We start from the raw sequence: 15,211 nt of genomic DNA, 5'->3' as shown, positions 1-15,211 counted from the left end.
GACTGGCCAAGCAGTTTAAACATCTCCAGAAACTCTCATCTCCTTTCTCCTACAGTGTAAAAGAACCCCTGAATATCTTCTTGTTTAGGAATGCTCCAATTTGTCTATTCGTACAGCCAAGAGATTAACTCTCATATGTATTCGTTGCATTGTTCCATTTTGAAGATCGGAAGAACGAGAAGAGGAACTCCCCAGTCACATACCTCATGGGTAGCTGTGCGTTTCATTCTCGCCCGATTTCCACAATACAGATATTCACGATCCATACTTCTCCTTGAACTCAGCCAGCTCAGCTTCCTCTTCTATCAGTAACCATCCAATCTCCTTGAGCCAAACACCCATATCTGTAATAAATTCCTCAGTATTCAAATGCGCTATCTTGTACTTCTTTATCTTTTCACTCAAAAAAGTATAAAACGCATGGCTTAAGGCATGTCGCTGTTTGCTTACGCTCCAGGTCTTGTACTGGTCTTCACTCACCGTTTGATCAAAATAGATGACCTTCTCCGCCTTCACATGCCTGACGCTGGATTTACGTCCATAATCGTCAGGCAGGCAGCGGAATACAAAGTACAATTCAATATCACACAGAGCATACTTGTCGGCAGCTCTTTCAAAAACGGGCTGTAATTCATCCGATAGCTCCGCAACCTTGGTCAGCCCTGAAGTATCTGTTGTTTTGCCCAGAATCATAGCGTGCCCTCCTTATTCACTGCAAAGAAGCTGATTCCCGTTTAATGCGCTCTCTGTGCTTTCTATTCGAAATCCGCATATTCATTAATGGTATGATAAGGAAGACAGCAGGCAAGATCGTAGAAGATGACCACGATTTAATGCTATAAAATACAATAAATATCAAAGCAAGCCAAGTCATAATTTCTAAAATTTCGTATTTCGTCAACGTTACTTTAAACCCTTTTTTGGATATCAAACGGATTAAAAAATAAGCAAGCAAACTATAAAAAGCAAACATGCCGAGCAAAGCAAGAGCAACCAAGAAAATCATCATTCTGTATCACTCAATTCTCATTTTTTCCTTAATTTTACTATAGAAGTAGAGATATGTCTCCTCAAGTTGGTTGGCCTTGCTCTGGACCGCCCGAACACTCGTCACTTTCATCTATCTCTCAACCCTCTGCAAGCCTTTACTTCTCTTCCGTCACTACCGTTGCATTATAGATCACAATACGTTTGCCGTTCAGGTCAAACAGCACCTTGTTTCCATACTCGGTATCCTGCACATCGATCTTGCCTTCATAGGTCTGGATCAGCTCACCTGAGCTGCTGTACACCTTCACTACACGCTCCAGCCCTCCGGCATTATTGGATCTCATCGTTTTGAGTGCGCGCTCACCAGAAGCTGTATTGAAATACCAGATAAATGATCCAACAATAATGCCCAGAACGGCCAGCACCGTCAGCCACATCCCTGTTTTTGCTTTTCTGCTCATCCTGCCCCTCCTTCACCTCTTTGTTTCTGTACATTACGAGAACGAAGCGAGTACGGTTTCAATCATGCATATGCTCAGCTGCTCTGATTCACTCTTCTACACTCTCCGTTATGCAAAATAAAACAAAACAGAGGCCCTCATCATCGAGGAACCTCTGCTTCGGCTTTTGCTACAAACCATGGCATACAGACTTCATATAAGACTGTGCACCAAGTCTTATTAAGCCTCTCTCTTACAATGAACGGATGACAAATTCGAAGCTCAACTCACCATTGGAAGGAATTTGGTATTCCGGATGTACCGGAGCGCCCCAGCTGTCGTCACCGCCAACACCCATTTGTTTGCCGGCTACGGTCACTACCGTGTAGTGAACGGGCGGTAATTCATATACATGCTGCGCATTCTCCAGCTCAAATGCTGTATATGGTGACACATTCAGTTCAACCGGCGCGCCGGAAGCTTCGATCTTGAACCCACGTCCGGCATTGTCCGTCAGCTTGGCCCAGCGTACGCCCGTGCGGTTACCAGACTCCTGTGGTACAAGATACGGCGCCATCGTGTCCGCTACTTTGCTGCCATGGATGCCCAGACGTGCACCGAATGCACGATCGGAGTAGTTCTCCTCTGGTCCCATCGCCAGCCATTCCACATTTACATAGTCTGGAGACGTTCTGAACGAAAGAGCGTGGATTGGCAGGTTTGGCAGGCCCTCGGTGCCTTTGTACGTGTTATGCACATGCACACTGCCATCTGCAAGCACAGTATAAATCACTTTCACCTCTACATCTGCGGAGATGTTGAGCTTGTAAGTGAACTCAATGCGGTATTGATCCGGTTTCTGTTCATGCTTCCATTCTACACATCGCGGCAGCAGGCTGGCAGCATACCATGCGCCAAGCTCAAAGCCCATCGCTGTACCCTTATCATTGTCTGTCGTTGCACGCCAGAACAGTGGTGCGGGCGGGATTGCAATCGTTTCGCGTCCAGAGAATTTCAGGGAAACCAGTGTTCCAAATTGCTTGGAGAACAGAGCATGCGTTTGACCGATGCGAACACCGATGTTTACGTCACCTTCAACCACTTGTATATTGCTCACCAGATTTTGATCCACAGCTACAGCCGTTTGTTTGCCTTCTTGTGTGAAAACAAACTGTCCAAAGGCAACTTCCTCGCCTTTTTCTGCCCATAAAGTTGCTGCTTTTAATACAAACGCGGTATTCACTGCATATTCCCCACCAGCAAGAGATTGCATATCAAGAGGAAGTTTCACAACGGTCTCGCTTTGTGGGCCCACGTTTACCTCCAGCGTTCCACGCAGCACTTCTTGACCTTCACGATCCAGACTGTATACCAGTTCGAATTCAGACGTGTCCGCAAACAAATTACTGTTAACGATTTTCACACCTTCCCGATCCGGGAACAGCTTGATGTTTTGGTACAGGAATTTGACTTCCTGCATCTTGGCAGACACTTTGCGGTCTGCGTGCACAATGCCGTCTCCACAGAACGAATAGTCCGAAGGACGATCACCGAAATCTCCGCCATAAGCAAGGAACTCTTTGCCGTAACGATCTTTTTTGAAAATGGCTTGATCAATGTAATCCCAAATGAAGCCGCCCTGGTACATCGGATACTTGTCTTCCAGCTCCGTATACTTATGCATACCGCCAATGGAGTTACCCATGGCATGCATGTACTCACAGCTGATATATGGTTTTTCCGGATTCGCATTCAAGAATTCCTCAATGTCCGCCGGTTTGGCGTACATGCGTGATTCCATATCACTCGTCTCGTTGAAGCGACGATCGTGGAACACACCTTCATAATGAACAAGACGTGTAGGATCAGCCGATTTGAAATATTGCGACACTTTATAGATCACTTCACCACCATGAGACTCGTTACCACAAGACCAGATCAGGATGGACGGATGGTTTTTGTCCCGCTCTACCATCGACACCGCACGATCCATAACAATATCATGCCACTCTGGACGATCACCAGGAATAACCCATGAAGGCTCAACTGCACCCAGTTTCTGCCATGATCCGTGCGTCTCCAGGTTCATTTCATCAATCACATACAATCCATATTCATCACACAATTCATACCACAGGCTTTGGTTTGGATAGTGAGATGTACGCACAGCGTTCATATTGTTTTGTTTAATCGTCTTCACATCCCACAGCATGTCTTCCTTGGTCACAGCACGTCCGCGACGCGGATTAAATTCGTGACGGTTTACCCCTTTGAAAACAATACGTTTACCGTTGATGTGCATCACTTTGTCGATCATTTCAAATGTACGGAAGCCAACGGCCTGAGGTACAACTTCCAACAGCTCGCCTGCTGCATCATATACTTGAATGTACAGACGGTACAGGTAAGGAATCTCCGCGCTCCACAGGTTTACTTTGCCAATCTCCTCACGAAGACTCACCAGACCATTGGTAACTTCAATCCCACCAAATGTTTTCACCGTGTTGCCATCAGCATCCCGCAGTTCAGCCTTCACTTTGGCTCCGGCAGCGGCTTTCCCTTCAAGCTTGAGATCCACGTTTAACGTACCATGGGTATAAGACTTGTCCAGATCCGTCACAACCCGCACATCGCGAATATGCGCAACCGGCACAGTATACAGATACACATCTCTGAAAATGCCGGAGAACCGCCAGAAATCCTGATCCTCCAACCAACTGCCTGTGCTGCGTTGATACACTTCCACAGCCAGTTTATTCTCTCCGTCCTGCAGGAATGGAGTCAGATCAAAATCGGATGGCGTAAAGCTGTCTTCCCCGTATCCGACGAACTGTCCGTTAAGCCATACATAGAATGCCGATTCTACCCCCTGAAACGAAATATATACCGGACTGTTCTGCCAGCCTGCTGGCAAATGGAATGTGCGAATATAACTGCCTACCGGGTTTTGGTCCTGCGGTAATGCAGGTGGACGCAGATCGTTTAATCCATCCCAAGGGTACTGGGTATTTACATATTGGATCTGACCATATCCTTGGAGCTGAATATGCCCCGGCACTTCAATATCATCCCAACCTGCACTGGAGAATTCCTGCTTATAAAAAGCTTCGGGGCGGCAATCCGGACGGATCGCATAATTAAATTTCCACGTACCGTTAAGGTTGTAGCGCATAGCCATTGCACCGGATGCTTTCGCTTCTTCCATAGTACGGTAATAGCGATGGTCCGAGTAAGCGTTAAGACGGTTTACTTCAAAAACGCTTACATCGCCCAGCCAGTTGATATCTGCATGTGTTGCTTTCATTCGGCTCTCTCTCCCTTTTGAAACAAATATATTTATTATTTATTCAGTACAGACGCTTGTTTTCCTTTTCCAAAAACCACAAACAATCCTTGACAAACAGAAAGGCAGAGGCACGCCTGCGGCGGCCTCCACTCTCATGCGGGAATGAATGTTATTCCATTATTTCACAGAACCAACCATTCCGGCGACAAAATGTTTCTGCATAATGAAGAATACGATTGCTGTCGGCAGCGTGGCAATAACGATCGCTGTCATAATTACGCCATAATCTGGAGCGTATCCCGAACCGAGATTGGAAATAAGCAGCGGAATCGTTTGTTGGTCAGGCGTTTGCAAAACAATCAGCGGCCACAGATAGTTGTTCCAGCTGCTCATGAATGTGATAATCGCGGCTGCTGCGTATGTGGTTCTCATCGTTGGCATGTAAATCTTCAGGAAGATTCCCAGCTCGCTCAGTCCATCAATCCGTCCAGCTTCCAGCAGATCTTTAGGGAACATTTTGGTGTTCTGACGGAAGAAGAAGATCAGAAACGCTGTCGTAATGGTTGGCAAAATGACGGATGCCATGGTGTTGATCCCGATGACCGGTGTAACACTTGAGATCGTTGCAAACATACGGTACAAAGGCACCATAATCGCTGCAAACGGAATCATCATGGATAACAGCAAGATGTTGAACACAACATCACGCGATTTCGTACGATATACCTCAAAGCCATAACCTGCCATCGAACCAATCAGCAGAGCCAGAATCGTTGAGACAATGGAGATGATAGCCGAGTTCCCCAGAGCCTGCACCAGATTGGTCGAGTCAATCAGTTTGTTAAAGTTATCAAGGAAAGCCGAACCTGGCAGCAATCTACCTTTGGTAACATCGACAGATGCATTTGTAGAGCTGACCAGCATCCAGAAAAATGGAAAAATGGATACAAAGGCGACGATGGATAGGAAGACGTAAGTGAAAATCCGTTTTGCTTTAGCTTTAGCCATTTTTATTATCACCTGCCACTTTAAACTGGATGATGGACAATATTATGATCAAAATTACGATGGAATAAGAAACGGTTGCCGCATATCCGAAGTCCGGTGAATATTTGAACGAAAGGTTGTAGATATATTGCGAAATGGACATGGTCGCGTTACCTGGACCACCTTTGGTAATGTTCATAATCTCATCAAAGATCTGCAAGGTACCGATAGTCGATGTAATGGATGTGAATAGGATAATCGGTTTGAGCAAAGGTACGGTAATTTTGAAAAATTGGGTGAATGCATTCGCTCCGTCAATTCTGGCTGCTTCATAGATCGATTGATCGATATTTTGAAGAGATGACAGATAGAAAATCATGTTATATCCGGTCCAACGCCAAGTGACGGCGATTATGATCGTAATTTTAGCCCAGAACGGGTCCGTGATCCATTGAATTGGAGTGCCGATGATGTGCAAGCCCAACAATGCCTGGTTCACCATACCATCCGGTGCAAACAAATATTTGAATACAACCGAGTACGCTACGAGTGAAGTAACACAAGGCAAGAAAATAGCTGTACGGAAAAAGCTGCGGAAACGCAGTGTGCTGTCATTTAGCAATACGGAAATGAACAAACCGAGAATAATCATTATAGGTACTTGAATGATCAAGTAAATGAACGTATTTGATAGTGCTGTACGGAACGTTGTGTCAACCAACAATCTCTTGTAGTTCGCAAGGCCCGAAAATTCAAGGTTGGCACCTTTGCCAGACTTGAATGATAAGAGCAGCGCTTGAATCATCGGATAGAAGTAGAAGGCTACAATTCCGACAACAGCCAGCAAAACAAAAGCCCATCCAGTCAAATTATTTTTCTTTTGGAGACTGTCTCCTGTATTTATGGCTTTCACAGTATGGCTCCTCTCTCTCCATGGAACATGGGTAGAACCTACAGAGCCTCTCGCCTTGTCCGGTTCAGCTTGCGCCAGACAAGGGAGACGGCTCCGATGTTACTTCAGGTTCTATAAGTTACCTTGGGTATCTTAGTTTAATTGTGCTTCAGCTTGTTTTTGTGCATCGGCTAGAACGTCATCAATTGCTTTACCGTTCAGGTACGCTTGCATTTCAACAACCAGAATGTCTTCAATTGCATATGTGTTACTACCGTAGTTTACATTTGGAATTTCTTTGGTCCATGCTGCAAAATCACTAAAGATTTTTTGACCACCGAAGAACTCGTCTGGCTTGTTGTATGCATCACCATTTACAGCCGGTTTGTACGTACCGATGGCACCAATGTTCGTCAACAAGTCTTGATACAGTTGTTTGTCAGAACCAAATGTTTTTGCCAGGAAGTCAGCTGCTTGATCTGCACCAGGAACGTTATTCATAACATACCAGGAGCTACCACCCAGGTTGGATGCGTGTACAGAGTTTGGTTGGCCAGCCAGTTTTGGCATTGGAGCTACAGCCCATTTACCGGATTGGGAAGCTTCTTGACGTACAGATGGTGAGAACCAGTTACCTGTAGGAATTGTTGCTACGCTACCGTTATTGGCGTTGGCAACGAATTGACTCCAGTCAGAGTGCAATTTAACAATGTTGGCATCCATCATTTTTTTGTACGTTTCGAAAGCTTCTTTCAATGCAGGGTTACTGCTAATGTCAGGTGTCTTGCCATCTTCTGCAGTGTACCATTTGCCAGCTGTTTGGATCATCATGCGAATGATTCCAAGATCATTCGGGTCAAGAGACAGAAGCTCTTTACCTGTTTTTGCTTTTACGTCTTTACCGATTTGGATGTAATCATCCCAAGTGATGTCTTGCAAGTCAGCAGCCTTGTAGCCCGCTTGTTCCAGCAAATCCGTTCTGTAGTACAAACCTGCTACGCCAGAGTCAAACGGTACGCCGTATTGTTTGCCTTCATACGAAGTTGGTCCAATTTTGTAATCTGCAAAATCGGAAGCTTTGATTGTGGAAGACAAATCTTTGAACGCATCAGGATATGCACTCAGGAAGCTTTGTGAACGATAGTCCTCAATCAGAACGATGTTAGGAAGACCGCTGCTTGTTCCAGAGTTCAGGCCTGTATTCAGCTTCTGAATAATCGCATCTTGAGCATTCTCAATGATGTTGATTTTCAGATCGGGATTTTGTTTCTGATATGCTTCTTTTGCTGTTTCAAGTGCAGCAACGTTAAATGCTTTGTCCCAAGCCCAGATTGTGATCTCGTTTGTTTTTTCGTCACCACCGCTAGCCGTTTTGCCTCCACCACCGGATGAACATGCGGACAACAACAGGACAGTAGCGAGCATCAATACCCACATTTTTTTCAAATCATTCAACTCCCCTTCAACCTCTTTGTGTGTAATTTGTTTGCGTTTTCTGAAAGCGGTTGCTTTCGATGTAATCATCTTATCATTCCCAAATCGCCATTCGTTAGTAATAATTTTGTGCCGATTTGTCATCTTATTGCCACAATGAAAACCTTTACAGAAACCGCTTGCATTAATTTTGGATTATGGTAATTTCTTTTGAATTTGTACTTTCCCCATCTAAAATGTTTACCAATGATCCACTTTGCTTCATCCGATGGATATTATTTTGCATTAAAAAGAGCCCTCCTATTCTGCTACAATGCAGCGTTCGGAAGACTCTTTCGGAACGGTCTATATTTGATTCTCAGCTCGTTTGTGCCATTATTGAGTGATTAAAGGGAGCGTGACCGTCACTCTGGTTCCCTCGCCAGGCGTGCTCATGATCGTAACTCCATATGGCGTACCATAAAGCAGTTGAATCCGGTCGTGAACATTACGTATACCGATTCCACTAAACAGCTGTCGATTGTTCTTCGGATTGGGCAGCGACTCTCCCATGGAGAACCCCTCAATCCCGTCGCCATTGTCCATAATCTCACAGATTAGTGATTCACCTGCTCTTGACACCATCACATGAATCGTTCCTGTATCCTTCTTGATAAAGGCATGGAAGAACGCATTCTCGATAAAAGGCTGAATCACCAGCTTGGGCACATGATAATGGGTACAATCCGGGGATATATAAAAAGCTGCCTTGATCCGTCCGCCATACCTGACATGATTAATGAACACATAATTTTTTAAATTCTCCACTTCCTGCTCCACCGTAACCGTCTCACTTACGTCGCTAATCGTATTTTGCAGCAATGAAATCAATGCATTGATGGTCTCGGCTGCACGATCCTTATTGCCTTGCTGTACCAATACCTTAACCGAAGCGAGTGTATTGTACAGAAAATGCGGATTAATCTGGCTTTGCAGAGCAGCAAGCTCCGCATTTCGTTGCTCACGTTGAGTCAACACCAGTTGATCCACATAATCATGCAGTTCGTCCAGCATGTAATTGTAAGCATGACTCAGTTGTCGGCTCTCATAGCTGCCACTGACCGGAATATAATTATCCAGATCACTTTTCGTAATATTGGACATCTGTTTCACCAGCCTGCGGAGCGACTTGGTAATCTGATTCGTAATAAGAAACACCAGCACAAGCGCTCCTGCAACGATAGCCGTACAGATGAGGACAATCGTCTTCATATCCAGCAGCTGCCCCATCGCCTGCTCCTTATCGACCACATTGACGATATAAAAGCGATAAATGGGTAAGTATTCCGACAGAACAACGCTATCTTGATCCATTACATGAGCGTTAACCCCTTTACTGTTATCATTGCTCATTTGTCTCGCATACGATAGCAGTTCCAATTGCCGAGTCCCGATCCAATCTTCCCGATTGGAGGAAACAATCTCCCCGTTTTCGTTCAGGATGACCACATCATTGCCCCTGCTCGTAAAGCTGCTGTAGAACTGACGGAACATACGCTCTCTCATCGTGACGTATAACATGCCATACATGCTGCCCTGGCTTCGATTGGTCAGCGCTTTGGTCGCGGATATCATCTGCTCTGAACCCGAGCCCTCGTCGAGGCGATAATCGTCGAAAATCAATCGGCTGGGCAGCTTGGTCGCCTCCATCGTAATAGGCATCTGTTTCAGATCGTCGACCGACATGCTCAAGTGAGAACGATCGGTTGAATACGTGCGTCCGTTGATGCCACTGATCGTGATGCCCACCTCATACGATTCGGTGATGGTCTGAATTCGATCCATCGCCTCTCGCATATGATAGTAGGACTTCGCCATAGTAAGTGAATCGCCCTCACCTTCGGACAAAAAGCCGCGAATCGAGCCGCTCTGGCTTACGTTGTTGGCTACCGCTGCGATAGCATCATTAAAGGATTCAAAATTCGTTTTGATCTGGTTCAGCACTTTGGAATTGGTAATGCTGAACGTCTCGGTAAACAGTCGGGTCGACATGTGAATGGTCGTCCACAGGATAAGTACCGACACGAGAACAATGCTGATCACCATAACCAGAAATAATTTTGGAAACAATCCAAGACGGGATAACGCATTGATCCATTTCTTCATCGTTTTGCCCTTCTGACTTCATGCCCAGAACTTGCGCCGGTATCGGCTCGGAGACAGTCCGGTAAATTTTTTGAACACCTTGCAGAAATAACTATGGTCTGAATAGCCCACCATGCTGCTGATTTCAGAGATTGTAACATGGTCCGATCGCAGAAGTTCCTCTGCCTTTTCAATCCGAATTTTATTCAAATATTCGTTAAAGCCTTCTTTTTTGTGTGAAGAGAAATAACTGGACAAGTACGATGGATTAAAATGAAAATGCTTGGCTACTTCGGCAAGTCCGAGCGGCTGATCAAAGTGCTCATGCATATATTCCAGCAGCATTTTCATATTTGGATCACTTCGTCGTCCGCCCTCTCCACTCGTGCACTCCTGCACCTCAGCCATGAACTGATCCAGTACGTTCATCGCTTCTGTCAGACTGGATGAACCATCAACATGTTTGAAATAGGCATACTTGCTCTCCTCCAACGCAGCAGACTGCACATCCATATCTGCCAGAGTAATGGTCACATTGAAGATCAGATTGCCCAGAAAGGACTTGATTTCAAACACATCGGCAATATAATCCCGTCCCAACGTAAGGGCATGCTCCTGCAAATATTCTCTTGCCGCTTCGGTTCGATTTCGCTTCACATGCTGCAAAAACATGTTCACATTGAACTGATACCCAGCAGGATGAAGAGGCGGAAGTTCGCTATACACCAGAATAGATCGGTCCTCATAATAAAAGCGATACTCCATTAGCTTGATCAGACGTGTTCGATATACGTTTCCCATCTCTTCAAATGAAGAGAAGCTGTCGCTAAGTACCCAACAAAGTCCACCCTGCCCATCCTTATTCTCGTTCGCCAACTCCTTGATCCGCTGCACCATCCATTCATCCTTGGCAGGCTCAACATTAAGGAGAACCACTGGCGAGGTGCCTTCGGCCGGAACGATTGCGCACTCCACGTCGGGGAGCAGATCACGTAATCTGGACTCCAGGTGCTCGTTATCCAGCTTGTGCACATGTGTGTGTGTATCCTGCGGCTTATATACGAGTAAGCGGAAGCATCGGTGGGGAAACGTCTCCCTTATCATATGCATCTCATTTTCCTCATCCAACGTAAATCCGGACAGCATCTTTTCCATCAGTTGTCCCAGCCTCCACCCGTCGTGTGAAGGCTCAAACTGCAATTCGGGGATTTTGCCAGCTGTACGCTGCAGTACTTGTAATAATTCATTGGTATCCAGTTTCGGTTTCAATATATAGTCTGCTGCCCCATTCTGGAGCGTTGAACGTACATATTCAAATTCACTGAAGCTGCTAAGAACGATAACCTCAATCTGCGGATGGCTGGCTTTTAACGTCCGTACAAATGTTTCCCCATCCATCACAGGCATCACGATGTCCGTAATGACAATATCCGGCTGTAATCGCTGTACCTGCTCAAGCCCTTCTTCCCCGTTGGAAGCTTCACCTACAATCTGAAAACCTTCAGCTTCCCAGTTCATATGGTGCTTAATGCCTTGCCTTACAAGAAACTCATCGTCAACAATCAGCACCTTACACAACCGGTTCATGACCCTTGACCCCCTTGTCTAATCTTTCATCTATGTCTGTACAGGTTATACCATTAATATATCGGATAGAATTGCCTCGCTGTGTTAGCGGTTACATTAACTTTAAAGTTTTGTACTTCTTTTTATATCTCAAAACGAACGTTTAAGCAATGGTAAGCATTTTGTATAAATCCAAAGAGCGTCTTTCAATAAGCAAGATATAGATCGAAATGCATTTATTCGTCTATGTCTTGTACCGGGAAGCGAAATGATTCGAATTATGCAAAATGCTAATGGAAACTCTCTTTAGTGTACACTATATTTCGACAAAATAAGAAGCCTCGGCCCGCCATGAATCATTTTGGCGAGCCAGGACTTCTTATCGATGCATGTTTAGATTAAGTCATACTTTCATTTCAAGTTGAAGTCTAAGGTTCAATCCCCCATTGAAGACTTCCGGCAATATATCCCGTTACCTTGGTCCATTCCGTGTAGGCTGTTTGACTTGGAGCAAACGAATAATCATCCGTCTGAGTGTAGTTGGTCCAGTCGGTTTTGGAGAAACGGGCTTGAATTTCAGTACTCTGCCCCGCTGCCAGTGAACCCGCAGAAGCCTTGAAGCCAATCTCCAGCACGGAATCTGCTCCGGTCACTGGGGTCGGCAGCGCACTAAACGTGCCTGTAACATTGTCGTTTCCAGCTGTTGCCCAGTCACAGAAAAAGTTTTGGGTTTGAGCGCCATTGATCGTATAATAGTAACGAATTTTGACATCGGAAAGATTGATGGCCGAAGTGCCTGTATTCGTTAATTTGATCTTGGGATTTATAGAGTTCCCCGTTGCTGAAGTCGTTCCATTAAACATCTCAATTCGAATGGCTCCCGCGGGTACAGCTGTTGTGTCTTTGATCATCAGATTCAGGATCGCATCATTGCCTGCACTGAAATGGAAGGTTAACACTGCGCTTCCTTTGGACAACGAAGCCAGATAGGTTTTACTCAACACAACCTGATTGCCCGATACGGTATAATCCGTACCTGAAACCAGCGTTGTATTGCCATTCCGTATTGCGCTAAGGGTATTTCCGTTCAGTATCAACGTTACAGGAATGTCTACCTGATTGCCTGTCTTTTTATCAAATTCCGCATTCACTGGTGTGATGGCTGAACTGGTCACCGGAGTCTCGCCTCCACCTTCTCCACCGCCATTGTTCCCACCAATACGGTCAGCATATAAAATGCCCCGTCCATTCGTACCCAGATACACTCTTCCATATAGACGTGGATCACCTGTAATCGTGGTCACACGTGCATATTGATGCTGATTATCGTTAATCCGTACCCAATTCGCCCCACCGTCATCGGAACGGAAAAATCCACGTGTTCCGTCGATCTTCGCAATCGTGTACAGCGCGACCACGTTCTGCCCAGGTGCCGCTTTACCAAAACCGATGCTGTCCGCTTCCTCGACATTCGCAAGCTTGGTAAAGGTCGCTCCTGAATCGGTGGAATGCCACAGACCATATGGCCCTTGCTCTTCACTGCCGCCTGCAAACCAAAGTTCACCTTCCTTACCTGGAACAGCGTCCAGATCCGCATTTCCTTCTACCGGAAGCCCGGTAGCCGCCGATGCAGTGAAGGAGGCACCACCATTGGTGCTTACATAGACTTTACCGGCAGCAAATCCATAGAATTTGTTCGGATTCACCCGGTCAGAGATCACTTTTGCCTGCGCAGGTATACCTGTGCTCGCTGTCCATGAGTTGCCGCCAGTGGAATAATGCACACCCTTGTCTGATGTGCTCCATACAAGTCGGTTACCATTTGCAGAGATCGCTACAGTCCCTCCTCCGGTAGTGCCGACAGGCTCTGCGTTCGCCTTATACCACGTGGTCCCGCCGTCGCTGGATAAACCAATGGATTTTGCATTCGGATCAGCACTGTAGTCTGCTTTCCCTACGCGAACCATGGTATTCGGACTTAACTCTGCAAAATCCAGACTTTCCGTAGAAGAGTAGTTGGGGCTGGTAAACATCGTAGATGGTGCCTGATCCAGATCGTTATGACGGAATCCCGAGACATCCCCTACCCCACTTAACAAATGTGCTCCGCTTGGCGGGCTGATCAGATCCAGAACCGCGATCTCCTCCACCCCTTTGGCCATCACTGAAATATTGATTTTGTTGCCGTCATCCCAGTCTGTCAGATTTTTCGTGCCGTAGATGGTCGCACCTGTCCCATACATCATGCGGTCAGAGTCAAACGGATCTATCTCCAGATCCCCAATCATCCAGCCCAGCTTTGGAGAAACTTCAGGCGGTGCAGGATTCGTCCCGAAGGTCAACCAAGGAGCGGCCGAAATATCCTGTGTATAGCGCATTTTACGGTTTGGATATCCTTCAAATTCCCAAATGCGAGTCCAAGTAGCTCCACTGTCCGTACTACGGAACAGATTCGCGTCAGGCCACCAGGAGTTGAGGGTTGCTACCATCAGTGTACCAGGATGCTGAGCATCCACAGCCAGTCCGCCGTATCCAAAATAATTGTCCGAGCTGCTGCTTGGTACCGGACTAATGTTGGTCCATACCCCTGTCGTCGTATTTAATCTCCACAGGTCTCCCTTCTCTCCATCATAAGGGCCAGCACCATCGCTGTATGATATATAGAGATTTCCATTGGCATCCAGTTCCCCATGATGAGGCAAATAACCTGTAGGCTGTCCAGTAACAGCGCTCCACGTTGCGCCTCCATTCGTACTGCGATATATGCTTTGATTTTTGTCGGCTACCCCGACATAGATGGTCTGTGTTGCCTGTCCAGCAGAACCTGTTGATTTGTCAAACGTGATCCAGGAAAAACCTACGATATCACTGGTATACTCATTAGACGGGTCCTCCACATACGTGCCCGGATTCGGAAAGCTCGTTACTTTGTTCCAGGTTACGCCGTAATCCGTACTTTTCCAAAGTCCGTTGCCGCTACGTGCACCAAAATACAAAATGCTATTTTTATTCGGATCAACGGTCAGGCGTTCCCCCATGGAACGTCCCGGCATGTTCCCGCCGACTTTGAACGGAAGAGTGGTCGTCTGCCAAGTATCACCCCGGTCCGTTGAACGCAGTATGGAGCCGTTGTTTTTGTCCCATGAATTCGTGTACGTGCCAACAGCCATATACACTCGATTCGGATCAACCGGGTCTGTTGCCAGCGCATCGACACCGTTTTTGTTCCAGTCATCCCAGCCGACAAAATCGGTGAGCGGAATCCAACTCTCATTCGCAGGATTCCAGCGATAGGCTCCCCCGATATCCGTCCGGGCATAGATCAAATCCTTCTCTGACTCATTAAAAATAATCCCCGGCACAAAACCGCCGCCAGCTCCGGTTACGACATTTTTCCACTGGTATGAATCACTTGGAGCCGCATCTGTTGTTCCAGCGAGTACTCCCAGCGAAACTGCGGCCACGGCTACCGTCAAGCTCATCAACCGAAGC

9 protein-coding genes are annotated in these 15,211 nt (G+C 46.3%); all 9 read right to left on the bottom strand.

The window, feature by feature from the left end; all coding sequences use genetic code 11:
* Window positions 1–255 precede the first annotated feature (255 nt).
* The 9 genes from MKY42_RS11565 to MKY42_RS11525 all read right to left on the bottom strand — a co-directional run bounded on the left by MKY42_RS11565 (window position 256) and on the right by MKY42_RS11525 (window position 15,201).
* A complete protein-coding gene (locus MKY42_RS11565; RefSeq protein ID WP_090895869.1) occupies window positions 256–693 on the bottom strand; it encodes a hypothetical protein in 438 nt (145 codons plus the stop codon).
* Window positions 694–1,145: 452 nt separating this feature from the next.
* Window positions 1,146–1,451, bottom strand: coding sequence for a hypothetical protein (locus MKY42_RS11560; RefSeq protein WP_090895865.1), 306 nt, complete (start codon window positions 1,449–1,451; stop codon window positions 1,146–1,148).
* A gap of 232 nt (window positions 1,452–1,683) precedes the next feature.
* Entirely contained in the window at window positions 1,684–4,734 is a 3,051-nt protein-coding gene (locus MKY42_RS11555) for a glycoside hydrolase family 2 TIM barrel-domain containing protein (RefSeq protein ID WP_339851121.1), read from the bottom strand.
* Window positions 4,735–4,893: 159 nt separating this feature from the next.
* A complete protein-coding gene (locus MKY42_RS11550) occupies window positions 4,894–5,724 on the bottom strand; it encodes a carbohydrate ABC transporter permease (protein WP_179265178.1) in 831 nt (276 codons plus the stop codon).
* Complete coding sequence (locus MKY42_RS11545; protein ID WP_090895858.1) at window positions 5,717–6,616, bottom strand: sugar ABC transporter permease; 900 nt, start codon at window positions 6,614–6,616, stop codon at window positions 5,717–5,719. Before MKY42_RS11545 ends, MKY42_RS11550 begins: the two co-directional genes overlap by 8 nt.
* A 132-nt stretch (window positions 6,617–6,748) precedes the next feature.
* The gene (locus tag MKY42_RS11540) at window positions 6,749–8,041 is read right to left on the bottom strand and encodes an extracellular solute-binding protein (protein WP_090902127.1); all 1,293 of its coding nucleotides are present in this window, start codon (window positions 8,039–8,041) and stop codon (window positions 6,749–6,751) included.
* A gap of 363 nt (window positions 8,042–8,404) precedes the next feature.
* A complete protein-coding gene (locus MKY42_RS11535; protein ID WP_090895856.1) occupies window positions 8,405–10,174 on the bottom strand; it encodes a sensor histidine kinase in 1,770 nt (589 codons plus the stop codon).
* Between the two features lie 18 nt (window positions 10,175–10,192).
* Window positions 10,193–11,740 (bottom strand): response regulator transcription factor, encoded by a 1,548-nt coding sequence (locus MKY42_RS11530; RefSeq protein WP_090895853.1) that lies wholly within the window; start codon window positions 11,738–11,740, stop codon window positions 10,193–10,195.
* A 407-nt stretch (window positions 11,741–12,147) separates the two neighbouring features.
* Complete coding sequence (locus MKY42_RS11525; protein WP_339852855.1) at window positions 12,148–15,201, bottom strand: X2-like carbohydrate binding domain-containing protein; 3,054 nt, start codon at window positions 15,199–15,201, stop codon at window positions 12,148–12,150.
* Window positions 15,202–15,211: the final 10 nt, after the last annotated feature.

Source organism: Paenibacillus sp. FSL W7-1088 (assembly GCF_037969855.1).
GTDB lineage: Bacteria > Bacillota > Bacilli > Paenibacillales > Paenibacillaceae > Paenibacillus.
The sequence above is the reverse complement of the archived record's forward strand: the minus strand, read 5'-3'. Positions and strand labels throughout refer to the sequence as shown.